The 14,899-nt window shown below is 43.9% G+C and carries 12 protein-coding genes; 4 read left to right on the top strand and 8 right to left on the bottom strand.

The annotated features are described in order from the left end of the window. Positions 1-580: 580 nt before the first annotated feature. The gene (recA, locus tag X939_RS0104025) at positions 581-1,645 is read left to right on the top strand and encodes a recombinase RecA (protein WP_025761982.1); all 1,065 of its coding nucleotides are present in this window, start codon (positions 581-583) and stop codon (positions 1,643-1,645) included. A 99-nt stretch (positions 1,646-1,744) separates the two neighbouring features. Here the strand turns inward: recA and X939_RS0104020 are convergent, their stop codons facing one another. The 6 genes from X939_RS0104020 to X939_RS0103995 all read right to left on the bottom strand — a co-directional run bounded on the left by X939_RS0104020 (position 1,745) and on the right by X939_RS0103995 (position 9,046). Then, the gene (locus X939_RS0104020) at positions 1,745-3,286 is read right to left on the bottom strand and encodes a magnesium chelatase ATPase subunit I (RefSeq protein ID WP_025761981.1); all 1,542 of its coding nucleotides are present in this window, start codon (positions 3,284-3,286) and stop codon (positions 1,745-1,747) included. A 14-nt stretch (positions 3,287-3,300) separates the two neighbouring features. Beyond that, positions 3,301-4,872: a ribonuclease Y gene (rny, locus tag X939_RS0104015; protein WP_025761980.1), complete on the bottom strand. Its 1,572-nt coding sequence runs from the start codon at positions 4,870-4,872 to the stop codon at positions 3,301-3,303. A 151-nt stretch (positions 4,873-5,023) separates the two neighbouring features. Then, on the bottom strand, positions 5,024-5,335 hold the full coding sequence (locus X939_RS0104010) for a cell division protein ZapA (RefSeq protein ID WP_025761979.1): 312 nt from the start codon (positions 5,333-5,335) through the stop codon (positions 5,024-5,026). Further along, on the bottom strand, positions 5,332-5,676 hold the full coding sequence (locus tag X939_RS0104005) for a hypothetical protein (protein ID WP_025761978.1): 345 nt from the start codon (positions 5,674-5,676) through the stop codon (positions 5,332-5,334). The genes X939_RS0104010 and X939_RS0104005 overlap by 4 nt, the downstream gene beginning before the upstream one ends. Positions 5,677-5,764: 88 nt before the next feature. Next, positions 5,765-8,179, bottom strand: coding sequence for a phenylalanine--tRNA ligase subunit beta (pheT, locus tag X939_RS0104000; protein WP_025761977.1), 2,415 nt, complete (start codon positions 8,177-8,179; stop codon positions 5,765-5,767). Positions 8,180-8,389: 210 nt separating this feature from the next. Beyond that, positions 8,390-9,046: a DUF1684 domain-containing protein gene (locus X939_RS0103995; protein WP_025761976.1), complete on the bottom strand. Its 657-nt coding sequence runs from the start codon at positions 9,044-9,046 to the stop codon at positions 8,390-8,392. 187 nt (positions 9,047-9,233) lie between these two features. Between X939_RS0103995 and X939_RS0103990 the strand changes: the two genes are divergently transcribed. Next, positions 9,234-9,611, top strand: coding sequence for a response regulator (locus X939_RS0103990; RefSeq protein WP_025761975.1), 378 nt, complete (start codon positions 9,234-9,236; stop codon positions 9,609-9,611). Positions 9,612-9,622: 11 nt separating this feature from the next. Further along, complete coding sequence (locus tag X939_RS0103985) at positions 9,623-10,384, top strand: MBL fold metallo-hydrolase (protein WP_025761974.1); 762 nt, start codon at positions 9,623-9,625, stop codon at positions 10,382-10,384. 158 nt (positions 10,385-10,542) lie between these two features. On the opposite strand, the gene X939_RS0103980 is transcribed toward X939_RS0103985, so the two are convergent. After that, positions 10,543-12,714, bottom strand: coding sequence for a cation:proton antiporter (locus tag X939_RS0103980; protein ID WP_044198477.1), 2,172 nt, complete (start codon positions 12,712-12,714; stop codon positions 10,543-10,545). A gap of 5 nt (positions 12,715-12,719) precedes the next feature. Further along, positions 12,720-13,538 (bottom strand): carbonic anhydrase, encoded by an 819-nt coding sequence (locus X939_RS0103975; protein WP_025761972.1) that lies wholly within the window; start codon positions 13,536-13,538, stop codon positions 12,720-12,722. A gap of 263 nt (positions 13,539-13,801) precedes the next feature. On the opposite strand from X939_RS0103975, the gene X939_RS0103970 reads away from it, so the two are divergent. Then, positions 13,802-14,872 carry a PLP-dependent cysteine synthase family protein gene (locus X939_RS0103970; RefSeq protein WP_025761971.1) on the top strand — a complete coding sequence of 357 codons (1,071 nt, stop codon included), beginning with the start codon at positions 13,802-13,804 and terminating at the stop codon, positions 14,870-14,872. The last annotated feature ends 27 nt before the right edge of the window (positions 14,873-14,899 follow it).

The following is a 14,899-nucleotide window of genomic DNA, read 5'->3' as shown; positions in this document are numbered from 1 at the left end:
GGAAGCCTGAGGCCTCACTTCAGCAAATTAGACGTATTTTTAATGAAACCATATTCTTATGACCAGAATTAAACCCTATTGATTAATATTAAAATTATTTAACAAATAGATTTCCTGAAATCTGTACTAAAAATACCACAAATCCACATTTTGCTACTTGAGAAAATCCACAGAATCACGATGGTGTCCGGGAAATTAGTTTGGGGCACCCCTTTTATATAAAAGTTATAGAATAGGGCTAATTGCTCATTATTTTGGCCCCAATTGAATATTATTAGCCTAATTGGAGCCTATGTCGAAGCTATTGACTACAGAATTCTCCTCTCGTAATACCAGTTGATTTATGACTAAATATCTAGTAATTAACGGTTTGGTACAAACAGTGATCCTTTGGATATCTAAAAATGAAAATATTATGATATTTTTTGAATCATTTCTATTCAATATTCGGTTTAATACCTTGGGAATACAATTAAAAGGAATAAATTTACATAATGGGAATGGGGACTGACCGTCGAAATTCTATTTAGATTTTTCAGAAGATTTAATTTACACAAACTAATTATCAAGAGACCACAATATGGCACAAGCATCGGATAAGGAAAATAAAATGAAAGCCTTGCAAACAACCCTGGAAAAGTTGGATAAAACTTTTGGTAAGGGAGCTGTGATGCGCTTAAGCGATACTAAAGTTCTAGATGTACCAGTAATCTCTACCGGATCGTTAGGGCTCGATTTAGCGCTGGGAGTGGGTGGCTTACCAAGAGGAAGGGTAGTGGAAATATATGGCCCAGAATCGTCAGGTAAAACCACTTTAGCTATGCATACCATAGCGGAGGCACAAAAGGCAGGAGGGCTGGCCGCCTTTATCGATGCGGAGCATGCCTTTGACCGCATTTACGCTGAAAAGTTAGGAATTGACACCAGCAATTTGTTAATCTCCCAACCCGATAGTGGGGAACAAGCTCTGGAGATTGCTGAACACCTGATCAGCAGTGGAGCAGTTGATATCATCGTGATCGACTCAGTGGCGGCATTGGTACCAAGAGCCGAATTAGAGGGAGAAATGGGTGATAGCAAAATGGGGCTTCAGGCGCGTTTAATGTCTCAGGCATTGCGTAAGCTGACAGGAGTCATCAACAAGACCGGATGTTGCTGTATTTTTATCAACCAGCTTCGGGAGAAAATCGGAGTTATGTTCGGTAATCCTGAAACCACCACAGGTGGTAACGCCCTGAAATACTATGCTTCCGTTCGTTTGGATATTCGTAGGATTGGCCAGATAAAAGAGAGTGCAGATGCTATTCTTGGGAACCGTACCCGTGTTAAGGTGGTAAAAAATAAGGTTGCTCCACCTTTTAAGGTCGTGGAATTCGATATAATGTATGGTGAAGGAATATCCAAGGTTGGCGAGATAATCGATCTGGCCGTAGAGCTTGAGATTGTTAAGAAGTCCGGCTCATGGTTTAGTTACGACGGTAACAGACTGGGTCAGGGCCGCGACTCTGTAAAGGCGCTAATTAAGGATAATCCAGAGTTGATGGAAGAACTGGAGGCCAAGGTTCGTAATAAAGTAAATAATGTTCCTGATCTATTGATCGATACCAGCGAGCCTAATATTGTCGATGAGGGCAGCCCAGAGTAATCGATAGGCATACCGTTCTTATGGTACCTTAGATAAGTGATTATAACATAAAAGCCCGGTTGCAAAAGTGCAGCCGGGCTTTTATGTTATAGATATCGTTTAATAACGGTCCTGGTCGTCCTGGTCATCATCGAAATCGTACCCTTCATCATCATCATCCGGGCCAGAAAACATGCTGCTCACCAGATCCTGGAACTTGATACCTTCATCCAGCGACTGCTTGCCAATCAGAGAGAATTCAGCCATACCATGTAAGGCGAATTCCATCATAAATAATCGGTTAGACTCATCTGATATAAGGTTTATTTGATCCACGAAATCGTCGAGCCCCTCTATGGTACGCAAACGGGCGGCATACTCCCGATCCGTAAGGTCCATGGGCATCTCCATGGTATGTCCCGTGCTAAACCACTCCACCACTTTTTCATAAGGATTAGACTTACTCTTTTTGGCTTTCTCAGGATCGGGGAAATATTGTAAGAATAGACTTCTGATAGCCTTTCCTATAAGATTCTGGGCTACTATAACCGGCCCCTCAACCTCTCCTTCATACACCAGCTCAACCTTGCCGCAAATGGCCGCAACCACCCCATATAAATCTGAGACACGAACGTGGGTGGTATCCTCGGCGTTGAGCAATGCTCGTCTTTCGGCCGTACTGATAAGGCTCTCATAGGCGGAAATGGTCAGTCGGGCAGACACACCACTTTTAGCATCGACATATTCACTTTCGCGAGCCTCCATAGCGATCTGTTCGATCAGATTTCTGACCAGATCATTTACTACAACCATCTCTTTCTGTTGAGACTTTATAGAAGCTTCCTGGCTGGTGATCTTAAGACCAACTTCTATCGATTTGGGGTAGTGGGTAACTATCTGGCTTTCAATTCTGTCTTTGAGGGGCGTCACTATGCTTCCGCGGTTAGTGTAGTCCTCAGGATTGGCTGTAAACACGAATTGTATGTCCAGGGGCAATCGAATTTTAAATCCACGAATCTGTATATCTCCTTCCTGGAGGATATTAAATAAAGCTACCTGAATTCGAGCCTGAAGATCAGGTAATTCGTTAATCACAAAGATTCCACGATGTGATCGGGGAATCAAACCAAAATGGATGACTCTTTCGTCAGAATAAGGAAGCTTTAAGGTTGCTGCTTTTATGGGATCTACATCTCCGATCAGATCGGCAACAGAAACATCCGGAGTGGCTAATTTTTCCGTATAACGCTCCTTGCGATGCAGCCAGCTGATAGGGGTACTGTCTCCATGCAATTCAATTGCAGCCAACGCATAGTGCGATATAGGCTGCAAGGGATCATCATGCAAATCGGAACCGCTGACATAAGGGATATATTCATCCAGCAAATTCACCATCATTCGGGCGATTCTGGTCTTAGCCTGACCCCGTAAGCCAAGAAAGTTAATATTATGCATGGAAAGGATAGCCCGTTCTACATCCGGAATCACCGTTTCCTCGTAGCCCCAGATTCCCGGAAAGTTCTCCTCCTTATTTTTGAGGCGGGTAATAAGATTGCTACGCAGCTCTTCTTTTACACTTATGGACTGATAACCTGCTTGTTTTAATTCGCCGAGGGTTCCGATCTGTAATCGTTGCGAACTGGTAAGCTTCGAGTAAGTCATATCAAGTTTTTCGATTAACGTGCATAGGCCACTGAGCGCATCTCACGGATAACCGTGATTTTGATTTGCCCTGGATACTGCATTTCCTTTTCTATTTTTTGAGAAATTTCAAAAGAGAGCATTCCCGCTTTTTCATCCGAAACGTTTTCGGAATCGATAATTACTCTAAGTTCGCGTCCTGCCTGAATAGCGTAGCATTTCTCCACTCCATCGAAGGCTAAGGCCATATTTTCCAGGTCTCGCAAACGTTGAATATAAGATTCCATCATCTCGCGCCGCGCTCCGGGGCGTGATCCAGAAATGGCATCACATACCTGAATAATTGGAGATAACATGCTGGTCATCTCTATTTCATCGTGGTGGGCACCTATGGCATTGCAAACCTCTGGGTTTTCCTTATATTTTTTGGCCAGTTCCATTCCCAAAATAGCATGAGGAAGATCCGATTCCTCGGGCCATACCTTTCCAATATCATGTAATAGTCCGGCACGCTTAGCAAGCTTGGTATTCAAGCCCAGTTCTGCGGCCATAGTAGCACATAGCTTGGCCACCTCCCGGGAGTGTTGTAACAGGTTCTGACCATAGGAAGAGCGGAAGCGCATGCGTCCGATCATCTTTACCAACTCAGGGTGCAGTCCATGAATGCCCAGGTCTATTACCGTCCGCTCACCGATTTCAACAATCTCATCATCGATGTTTTTTCGGGTCTTAGCGACTACTTCTTCGATGCGGGCAGGGTGAATTCTTCCATCCTGAACGAGGCGATGTAGAGACAAACGGGCAATTTCACGACGCACGGGATCGAACCCGGAAATAACAATTGCTTCTGGTGTATCGTCTACGATGATTTCTACTCCGGTGGCAGCTTCAAGGGCACGGATATTACGACCTTCTCTACCGATTATCTTTCCTTTGATGTCGTCGTTTTCGATGTTAAATACGGAAACGCAGTTTTCAATCGCATGCTCGGCAGCAGTGCGCTGTATGGTTTCAATTACGATCTTTTTAGCCTCCTTGGTTGCCGTGAGTCTGGCCTCTTCCATAGCACTTTTCACATAAGATCCGGCGCGGGTGTCTGCCTCAGCCTTAAGGGCATCCACGAGCTGCTCTCGTGCCTGTTCCGCTGTAAGATTGGCGATTTTTTCCAATTGCGAAACCTGCTGCTGAAGAAGTCTTTCAGCCTCTTCTTTCTTCTTATGGGCGATTTCTAACTGGGAGGTTAGGGTATTTTTTAAATTTTCTAATTCGTTTTCACGCTTTTTGTTTTGCTCAATAGTCTGATTGAGATTTTGCTCGCGCTGCTTTAACTTTTGCTCGTTCGATTGGAGTAAGTTGCGTTTTTTATTTGCATCTTCCTCAAATTCGGTTTTCAAGCGGAGATATTTCTCCTTAGCTTCCAGAATACGGTCCTTTTTGATGTTTTCAGCAGCCCCTTCAGCATTTTTGATAAGCTCAGCTGCCCTATCCATGGCTTCTTTCTCCTTTTCATCGAAAGATTTCCTGAATATGTATTTGCCCGCAAAAATACCAACGCCTACAGCGATGATTACGGACAGTAGTAGAATAAAAATAATTGAACTTGACATTTTAAATAGTGTTTACAAATAGTTGGACTAAACCGACTAAAAGCCTATTATATGTCGAGCTGAAAAAACTGTTTGAACCAGTAAGAGATTTTAAATATTTAGAATGATCGCTGCATTATAATTAGAAAATATATCCTTCTATTATTGGGGCTCAACGGTCAATAGCATTGGTAACCGACTCCTCAAGCCTTTCCACTCGCCCTTGAAACGCCTCCGAAAGGCTTTCCATTTGTTCGCGTATCCGCTGTAGTGCTACCAAACATTCTATGGCTGTCAGTCCTATTGCCTCGATATCATCATATCCGTTTTTTTTTGATTTATGCTGTTCTACACGTTCTATAAATACCTCATACCCTTCACGATAAAACTTCTCCTGGTCCGCAGGGACACTCAGTTTGAAGCCTTTGTCCATGAATTTGATGAAAACAGAAACATCAGGATTCGAAATACTTCCTTTATTCATAAGGTATCTTCAAGCATTAATATGCACTTATCTATCTCTTCTATATATTGTTCAACTGTTGCTTTCAGATCGGCCATACCGGCTGTTGGTGTCAGTTTACTGGTGACAATTTTAGCGAAACTTTTAGACTTATTAAAGTCTTTTTCTAAAGTACTGTATTTTTTCTTTAAATTTTTTGTTTCTTCTGTTAACTTAAGGTTCTCCTTTCGTAAGCCTTCATTTTCCCTTTGTAGTTCATTTACAGTCCAATCCAGTTTTTCTTTTATATTGATTAAAATGGCCAGTTTCTTTTCAAATTCTGACAATTTCTTTTCAAGTATGCGTGCTCGAGTTGGATCCATGACCTACATAATGGTTGTAATTTAAGCTTAAATATTCCCCAGTCAAGTCGAAGCCTACCGTATAAAGCAAGACCTTTATAATGTAGGATTATTTCCGAATAGTGGCTTGTAACTCTCTTTCAAAGGTCGATATAAATCGTTGCATGGTCTTATCGATCACCTTATCTGTAAGCGTCTGTTGTTCGTCTTGTAAAATAAAGCTCATCGAGTACGATTTCCTGCCCCCTAGATTAGCACCTTCATAAACATCAAAAACGTTCACTGAACGTAATAATTGCTTCTCGGTCCGGCGAGCGAGCTGCTGAAGCTGCTCAAAAGTAACATGCTTATCTACGACCACTGATAAGTCACGGCGTACTTCTGGAAATTTGGCAACTTCCTTATAGGCCACAGCGCTATCATATTGCTTGAAAAGATAATCCCAGTCAAATTCTGCCATGAATACGGCTGTCTTAACATCTGCAAGTTTTGCAACGGCAGGTTTTACCAGGCCAAAGCTAACCAGAGGTTTCTTATTCAATAGGTAGGTCAATCCATATTGGAAGATCGCCGAATCGGCGGACTGCTGCTCTACCTGGGCCACCTTCATCATCGCCAGCACCTTCGTTACTACAGCAGCAAGGTCATGAAATGCCACTGCTCGGGAGGGTTCAATCCATGATTCCGCCTTGGCATCTCCAGTCAAAAACAATGCTAACTGCTCTTTTTCATGGGTTTTATCTCCTTTTTTGAAATATATGGTCCCGAATTCAAAGAGCTTTAAATCTTTTTGACGGCGGTTAACGTTATGCGCTACCACTTCCAGACCCGAAAAAATTAAGGTCTGTCGCATTACGGAAAGGTCGGCACTCAGGTAGTTTAGGATCTGCACTGCTTCTCCCGGCATGCTTTCACCCAGTGAAGCCTGCCATTCAGGCTTGGTAAGAGAATTATTGATGGTTTCAATAAATCCTGTCGCCGCCAGGAGTTCAGCAATTCTGTTCTTTAATTTTTCCGGATCTTTGGTGGGAAACTCAGATATATAGCTGGAACTCAATGCCTCAGAAAGTTCTACCTGCCCGAAACCGTATATCCTCAGAATTTCCTCAATTATGTCTGCCTCTCGTTGGACATCGACGCGATAGGGGGGCACGATGGCCGTAAAGCCAGCCCCGTTTGCATCCTTTACCTCTATGTCCAGTGCCCGTAAGATATTCTGGATGGTGTCTTCGCCCAGCGCTTTGCCTATGAGTCGATCTATATTCCTATAGGATACGGGGATCTGGCTATCTTCAATTACCTGGGGATAGGTGTCCGTAATTTCGGAACTTACCTTGCCTCCGGCAATTTCTGTTATGAGTAAGGCGGCACGTTTTAAGGCGAAAATTGGCATATTAGGATCCGTACCCCTCTCGAAACGAAATGAAGAGTCGGTTTTCAATCCATGGTGTTGAGCCGTTTTCCTTATCCATGCAGGAGAGAAATACGCCGATTCCAGGAAAATATCGGTTGTTTTCTGTGATACCCCTGAGGTGAATCCACCGAACACTCCGGCAATACACATGGGCTGCTCCGCATTACAGATCATAAGATCATGGTCGGCGAGCTTACGGGTTTGTTCATCTAAAGTAACAAACTCCGTTCCGTCGTCCACCGTTTTTACGATTACACGGTTCCCTTTTACCTCCGCCAGGTCGAAGGCATGTAAGGGTTGGCCCAGCTCATGTAGGACATAGTTGGTAATATCAACAATGTTATTAATACTTCGGACCCCTATGGTTTGCAGACGCTGCTGCAGCCATGCCGGAGAATCACCCACTTGTAAACCTTTAATGGTCAAACCTGCATAACGGGGACAAGCCTCTTCATTTTCTATGCTCACTACTACTGGTTCACTAGGATCGGATATAGTAAATGAACTGATATCTGGAAGGGTTAAAGGTAGGCCTAAGGCAGCCTTTAAGTCCCGGGCTACCCCCAGATGAGAAGCTGCATCGGCGCGGTTAGGCGTCAGGCCAATTTCGATCTGAAAGTCTGATGTAATTCCAAAAAAGTCCGAGGCAGGTGTCCCTATACTGGCCTCAGCATCTAGCACCAATATTCCGTCATGGGATTGCCCCATACCAAGTTCGTCTTCCGCGCAGATCATCCCTTCTGAAACGGCACCTCTGATTTTGGACTTTTTAATTACGAGGGCATTTTCACTTCCGGTAGGGTAAAGTTCGGCTCCGATGGTAGCCACTACCACCTTTTGTCCTGCGGCCACATTTGGGGCCCCACATACGATAGACAAGGGAGCAGGGCCTCCCACGTCCACGGTTGTTAATTTAAGACGATCAGCCTCTGGATGTTTTTCGCAGGTCAATACCTTTCCTACTACTACATTTTTTAATCCGCCTTTAATGGACTCAATTTCCTCGATACCTTCTACCTCCAGGCCGGTAGAGGTCAATATTTTACCTATTTCTTCTGGTGATTCTGTGAACTCTACGAATTCTTTTAACCACTTATATGAGATTTTCATGAATTTATATTTCTAAGCCAGAGTACTGCCGTTGTGAGCATTTCTTTATAGGTGCTTTCACAACCTGGAGAATGTCGCAGCGATTTATCTTGAATTTTTTTTGTTATTTAATTTTTTGCAAAAATAGCTATTCTACCCTTAAAGCCATGCAAAGCGAGATCTATAGTTTTTAGCAAAGCGCATCCAGGCCTAAAGTATTGCTGGGGGAGATTAATGCATGGCTGCTTCATATTGCTCCCCGGCAAATATGGCTATGGGCAAGGTGTTCTCCTTAGGTGGTACAGGGCAGGCATAACTTTCCTGATAGGCACAATAAGGATTATAGGCCTCGTTAAAATCGATGGTCAGAACGTTATTTTTTACATCGGTAATAGGGTAGTCCAGGTATCTGCCACCTCCGTAGGTCTCTTTTCCGCTAGTTTCGTCCCGGAAGAGAATAGATAATGAGCCCTCGTTCTTTAAAAGCAAAAGCCTAAGATCCTGGCCGTTGATCTGGAATTGAGCATATCCATAACGCTCATATTCATCTTCGGTACCGTCGGTATATTTAATTTTGAGAATTCTATCGTCACCAGTGTATGGCAAAATATTGGCTTTTACCCGATATTCAGGGTTAACTTTAAAATAATGAATCCCATGAAAGGCCTCCTTATCTTCTATAGGAGAGTCTTCTCCTGAGCGGAAGAGTTCGTCTTTAGCGGCTCTTTTCTTCATCACTTCGTCGATATAGGCGGCTGGGTTGGTTGCAATCAGCTCATCGGTGGGGTCTCCGCTTTTGGGAGATGTGAAATTCTCTACGAAAAAGAAGGCCAATATGGCTAGCAACATGGCTATAGTGCTGTAGCGGATGAGTTTATTTTTAAACATAATGAGGATTAAATAGGCATTGATTTTTTGCAAACTTACATTTCAATTCGAGGTTTGGGAAGCAATAGATAATTTATTTACTTTTTTGTCCTAATTTTGATCCAGAAGTGTCATCGATTTGGGTAGTTGAATGAATTATCTTTAAATTGAGCCGGCAAATATTTAAAACCAATACCTGATTCTACATATGTCCTACACAAAACGCGTTCTCATTGCCGAAGATAGTTCCGTAATACAAAACCTGGCAAGGAAGATTCTTGAATTTCAGCACTACGAAATCACTTCAGTGAAAAACGGAGAGCAGGTCTTACAATTATTGGAAAAAGAAGATTTCGATATTATTCTATTGGATATTAATATGCCCATTATGGATGGTATGGAATGTGCCCGTGCCATTCGTGGACTGTCCGATACCAAAAAGGCCAAAACTCCTATTGTAGCCATCACTGGAAACGCAAAAAATTATTCAGAAGAAGACTTTAAAGAGGCTGGCTTCGACGACGCATTAATGAAACCTCTGAACTTCGACCGCTTGGTAGAGGTAGTGGCTCATTTGACAGAATAAGTAGCGGTTGCATGAAGGTTACCCTATTAGGAACAGGCACTTCGCAGGGGATACCCGTTATCGCCTGCGAGTGTGCCGTTTGTCAGTCCAAGGATCCAAGGGATAAACGGCTCCGAGTCTCTGTATGGATACAATACCAAGGCGTATCGCTGGTAGTAGACAGCGGACCCGACTTTAGGCAACAGATGTTACGTGCGGGGGTTAAACATTTGGATGCCATTTTATTTACTCACCAGCATAAGGATCATACGGCGGGTCTGGACGATGCCAGGGCCTTCAATCATTTGCAGGGTATGGATATACCACTGTACGGGCGGCAGACGGTCCTCGATCAGATACGTACCGAATTCGCCTACGCCTTCTCCGAATATCGCTACCCGGGAGTACCACAGTTCGAAACCCATCCCATTCAGAACAAAGCATTCGCCATTCAGCAAGTGACCATAACGCCCATCGAGGTCATGCATCACCAGCTCCCTGTTTTTGGCTTCCGCATAGCGGACTTCTGCTATATTACCGACGTTAATTTTATCTCTGAAGCCGAACAGGAGAAAATAAAGGGGGCCAAAGTCCTGGTACTGGACACCCTTCAAAAACAGCCTCATCTTTCTCATTTTACCCTATCCCAGTCTTTGGCATTGATAGAAAAGTTAGAAATTCCACAGGTCTACCTCACCCATATGAGCCATAAGCTAGGGCTACATGCCGAAGTGGAAAAGGAACTCCCTTCAAATGTACGCCTTGGATACGATGGTATGGAAATCGTCCTGTAACAGTTTAACCCGGCCGAAACTGCTTTATCCAGCCCACAACTCCATGGGGGGCATCATAGAAATGAGCGGCAATAGGCCCTTGGCTTTCGACCTGGGCGCATCCCCGCTCATATTCATACGAATAATAAACCTTCCCACAGCCCCATGGCAGAGGCTGCTCAATCGGGTCGTAATATATTTTTAATTAATTTGTCCCCCGTTTTACCTAGCTGGGTGATACCTTGTTGGAGGAACTCTCCGGTTCTTTCAAACTCATGGCTAGGGCTCTGGGAGAAATCAGAGCGTTGATCGGGGTACATTAACAAATAATTGTATTTGCCAAAATATTTTGCCAGGTGTCGGGGCACCTCTTCCAGACCAGCGTGGTAACTAACATTTCCAGGCCTGGCCGACATAATTACAAAAAAGTCTTCAGCCTTCACTTCTCTGGAAAGTATCAGGAAGTCATTCCAGTTCTCAAATTCTGTATATATAGCCTCAGGACCTTTCATTCTTTCATTCAGACGTTTAACGGCTTCGAGGGTTCTGGAAGTACTATAATAATGTATGTCACAGTTAAGCTGCTGGGCTATAGTGGTAATTCGCTCCATCAATATAATAAACGAGGGTTCCAGGTCGGCCTGATCAGGACAAACAACGGTCATATTATGCAGAGTGTTCAGAGGCTGAACCCCATGTATCAGGTATATGATCTGGGAACAGCGGTCGAGTAGGCGCTGCGATTTAATCCCGGTGGCCGAATAGCCATCATATTTGCTTTTGTCCTGGCCGATGATCACCTCATGAATTCTCTTCTCCTCTAAGGTGTGCTGTATGCCCGATACGAAATTGACATCATAACGGATAAGTGTATTCAGGATAACATCTGTAGCGGCAGCGGTGGCGACCATTCGATCTTGGTAGGCTTTCAGCCTACGTTCTTCGGCCTCCCGATCGTCCGTGTCAGAGCTGATCACCGAAAGTACATATATATTCTGTTCCAACTTTCTGGGCTGCATCAGTAAAGCGAGTTCTGTCATCGGATCTATAGTTTCCGCCTTGGAAGCGGCGATCAGGATGTTTCTCGTGTCCTTATCCGTACTGTCTTTCTTCCCTTTGTCTCGTTCCTGAGCCAGTTTAGCCGATGCCTTGGCTGTTGCCACCGAAGACACGGAACAAGTAATTAAGATCATGATCAAACATCCGTTCAGCACATCTTCATTGAGTAGACGCAGGGGCTCCCCTAATTCATTCTGCCCCAGGATAATATTATATCCTACCAATACAGTAGCCAGAGTAGCAGCTGCCCTGGCAGAGCTAAGGCCAAATATAAGGGTTCGTTCATGGGCGTTCATTTTATAAATTTTCTGGGTTATAAAGGCGGCCAGCCATTTAGACAATAAGGCGGCCGCAGTCATTACCCCAGCTACTTTAAGGGAATCCAGGCTTTTAAAAAGGACTTTCAAATCGACCAGCATCCCTACTCCGATCAAGAAGAAGGGAATGAATAGGGCATTGCCCACAAAATCGATGCGGTTCATCAAGGGAGAGTGGTGTGGTATTAGCCGATTAAGTGCCAGCCCGGCCAGGAAGGCTCCAATGATAGCTTCAATTCCTGCCAGTTCGGCAAGGAATGCGCCGAGGAAAACCATTGCCAAAACAAAGATATACTGGCTGATATTATCGTCGAAGCGTTTGAAAAACCACCGAGCTATGATGGGAAATATAAACCAAACGATCAGGGCGAAAATAACTACGGAAATGCTCAGCTGTACCCAGAAGGCCTGAGTAATATCGCCTTGGCTCATTTTTGCAATTACCGCCAAAACTAAAAGTGAAAGGATATCGGTGATGATTGTTCCTCCAACAGCAATGGTCGCTGACATGATCTTATGAACATTGAAGCGTGCGGCCACAGGGTAGGCAATGAGGGTATGTGAGGCTAACATACTGGCAAATAAGATACTGGACATCCAGCTGAAATCCAATAAGTAACGTGCCGCTGGCGTGGCCACAATCATAGGGACAAGGAAGGTGAAAATTCCGAAAACCAGACTCTTCGAGCTGTTTTTCTTGAACTCTTTCATGTCTATTTCCAATGCCGCCAAAAACATGATATAGATAAGGCCTACCGTACCGAACAGTACGATGCTACTATCGCGACGAAGCAGATTAGCTCCATGTTCTCCTATTACCACTCCAGCTAGGATGAGGCCTATAACGTAGGGGATTCTAAGCTTGTTGAGAAGGAGGGGTACAAAAAGTATAATAAACAGAACCAATGAAAATATCAGTACTGGATTGCTAAGAGGGAGTTGAAACATGCCCTCCGCATTTAAAAGCAAAGCCATACGTTTTAGTTTTTAGTCAGAGTATTGAGTGGGTTATTGTCTTGTAATAGGGAAACGACACCTGTTGAATGATTATAATACGCACTTTTAATGATGACTTTCCCTTCGGATACCCAGTTTTTAAGTTGAGGACTCTGGGCTAATATTAGATTGAGTGAGATTTGAGCCTGGTTTTGAGCGACATGATTAACAAAATCCTTGTTTGCTGACGACCGATCGGCAAATTCCTGAGCGGTAGTCATCGCATTCTGAAGCTCCTTGGTAATATACGGGAAGAGCCCAGTTTGAACATTATCACAAGCGGCACCTATAATTCTGCTGTTGTTATGGGCCAGAATCAAAATGACCTTGGTGCCTGCATATTGGACGGCATACTCCATTACCGCCATCTGCTTAGGATTGGTCAGTCCGGCCGGACTGGAAACCTGCATAAACATCGACTCATTCAGATCGAATATCTTTTCAAGCGATTTGGGCATATCGATATCTGTTAATATCAGAAAAGGCTTGCGACGAAGTGCCGTGTCCGGAATGGTCTCCTGGGATTTGAGGACAAAATCGGTTTTCTGACTCGCCCTTTCATTCCCCAGTAACAGGGCTGATAATACATTGCGGGGGTTAGATTGATATACCGAGTCTAAGGTTGCAAAATACAGCAATCTGTCCCGGGTACGCGAATCCATCTCCAAAGAGTCGGCAATATGATTGGTTAGGGAATCCGACTCCAGGCCACTATCTGGCTTATTGCTGGTATTACAGGAAAATAACAGGTTGCAACCAAGGGCAATGGCAATAGCGAAATACAGATTTCTAGCTTGTAACATCGTTTATTTAGTGTCAAATTAGGTAGTCAATATTCAGTTTCGGCATCAATATAGTAAAATTGAACTGTAGAAAAATTAAATTTCAAGGAAAGATTAAGTAAAGTGGTTACATCGGTCAGGATGGTTTATTACAAACTATCCTTAGCAGTACCTTTCCACTATCAATAATATGGAGGCAAATAGCATAAGTTATGCATCAATTCCGTTAAATTGCCAGAAGATTGGTTTGATCCCCTTTCCATCTTTATTTATCATCAACTTATATGAATTATAACCAGCATGGTCGCGACTGGGTGGCTTCTGCCGTAGGTATCATTGAGGCAGACTACCAAAGGTCGGCAGACACACATCTGATCTTACTTAACTTGCCGTCCTTTCCAGATATAGATTTTTACTTTAAAGATGAGTCTACCCATCCCTCTGGTAGTCTCAAGCATCGTCTGGCGCGTTCTCTGTTTCTTTACGCCCTTTGCAATGGATGGATAGCGGAGAATACGCCGATTATTGAGGCTTCCAGCGGATCAACTGCAGTCTCAGAAGCCTATTTTGCTCAGCTATTAGGGCTGCCATTTATTGCCGTAATGCCTCGGTCAACGAGTACCGACAAAGTTCAGGCTATAGAGTTCTATGGAGGCAGTTGCCATTTTGTAGACCATCCTTCCGAAGTATATTCCGTTTCCAGGCGCATAGCGGATGAACAGCAAGGTCATTTTATGGATCAGTTTACCTTTGCAGAGCGTGCGACTGACTGGAGGGGTAATAATAATATTGCGGAGTCGATCTTTCGACAGATGGAAAGAGAGCGTTACCCCATCCCTTCCTGGATTGTAGTGGGGGCTGGAACCGGTGGGACCTCCGCCACTATCGGGCGATTTGTACGCTATGAGCGCTACGATTGCCAGCTTTGCGTGGTGGATCCGGAAAATTCCGTATTTTATCCTTACTGGAAATCTGGTGATGATCAGGTAACTTCCGAAAGAGGATCCAGGGTAGAGGGGATCGGACGACCCCGGGTTGAGCCCTCTTTTATTCCGTCTATTGTAGACCATATGCTATGCATACCCGACTGCGCCGGGTTTGCTGCCATGCGTGTCCTTTCAAAGTTGCTTAACAGACGGGTAGGTGGATCCACAGGAACAAATTTTTGTGGAGTGATGGCCTTGGCTCAACAAATGAAAACTGAAGGGAAAAAAGGTTCTATCGTCTCTTTGATTTGCGACTCAGGTGAGCGATACCTTAACACTTACTTTGACGATACATGGCTTAGTGAGCATGGTCTGCTTGACCGGGTTCAAAAGGAGATAAGCCTACTGGAATCTAAATTGAAAGATTAATAATTATAGAAATTCAATTTCATTATT

Source organism: Dyadobacter tibetensis Y620-1, assembly GCF_000566685.1.
Classification (GTDB): domain Bacteria; phylum Bacteroidota; class Bacteroidia; order Cytophagales; family Spirosomataceae; genus Dyadobacter; species Dyadobacter tibetensis.
The sequence above is the reverse complement of the archived record's forward strand: the minus strand, read 5'-3'. Positions and strand labels throughout refer to the sequence as shown.

Excerpts from the sequence above, each read along its gene's own strand:
- X939_RS0103970 (WP_025761971.1), top strand. The coding sequence starts at position 13,802 with ATGAATTATAACCAGCATGGTCGCGACTGGGTGGCTTCTGCCGTAGGT.
- X939_RS0104005 (WP_025761978.1), bottom strand. The coding sequence starts at position 5,676 with ATGGATCCAACTCGAGCACGCATACTTGAAAAGAAATTGTCAGAATTT.
- recA (WP_025761982.1), top strand. The coding sequence starts at position 581 with ATGGCACAAGCATCGGATAAGGAAAATAAAATGAAAGCCTTGCAAACA.
- X939_RS0103975 (WP_025761972.1), bottom strand. The coding sequence starts at position 13,538 with ATGTTACAAGCTAGAAATCTGTATTTCGCTATTGCCATTGCCCTTGGT.
- X939_RS0103995 (WP_025761976.1), bottom strand. The coding sequence starts at position 9,046 with ATGTTTAAAAATAAACTCATCCGCTACAGCACTATAGCCATGTTGCTA.
- X939_RS0104020 (WP_025761981.1), bottom strand. The coding sequence starts at position 3,286 with ATGACTTACTCGAAGCTTACCAGTTCGCAACGATTACAGATCGGAACC.
- pheT (WP_025761977.1), bottom strand. The coding sequence starts at position 8,179 with ATGAAAATCTCATATAAGTGGTTAAAAGAATTCGTAGAGTTCACAGAA.
- X939_RS0103980 (WP_044198477.1), bottom strand. The coding sequence starts at position 12,714 with ATGGCTTTGCTTTTAAATGCGGAGGGCATGTTTCAACTCCCTCTTAGC.
- X939_RS0103990 (WP_025761975.1), top strand. The coding sequence starts at position 9,234 with ATGTCCTACACAAAACGCGTTCTCATTGCCGAAGATAGTTCCGTAATA.
- X939_RS0104010 (WP_025761979.1), bottom strand. The coding sequence starts at position 5,335 with ATGAATAAAGGAAGTATTTCGAATCCTGATGTTTCTGTTTTCATCAAA.
- rny (WP_025761980.1), bottom strand. The coding sequence starts at position 4,872 with ATGTCAAGTTCAATTATTTTTATTCTACTACTGTCCGTAATCATCGCT.
- X939_RS0103985 (WP_025761974.1), top strand. The coding sequence starts at position 9,623 with ATGAAGGTTACCCTATTAGGAACAGGCACTTCGCAGGGGATACCCGTT.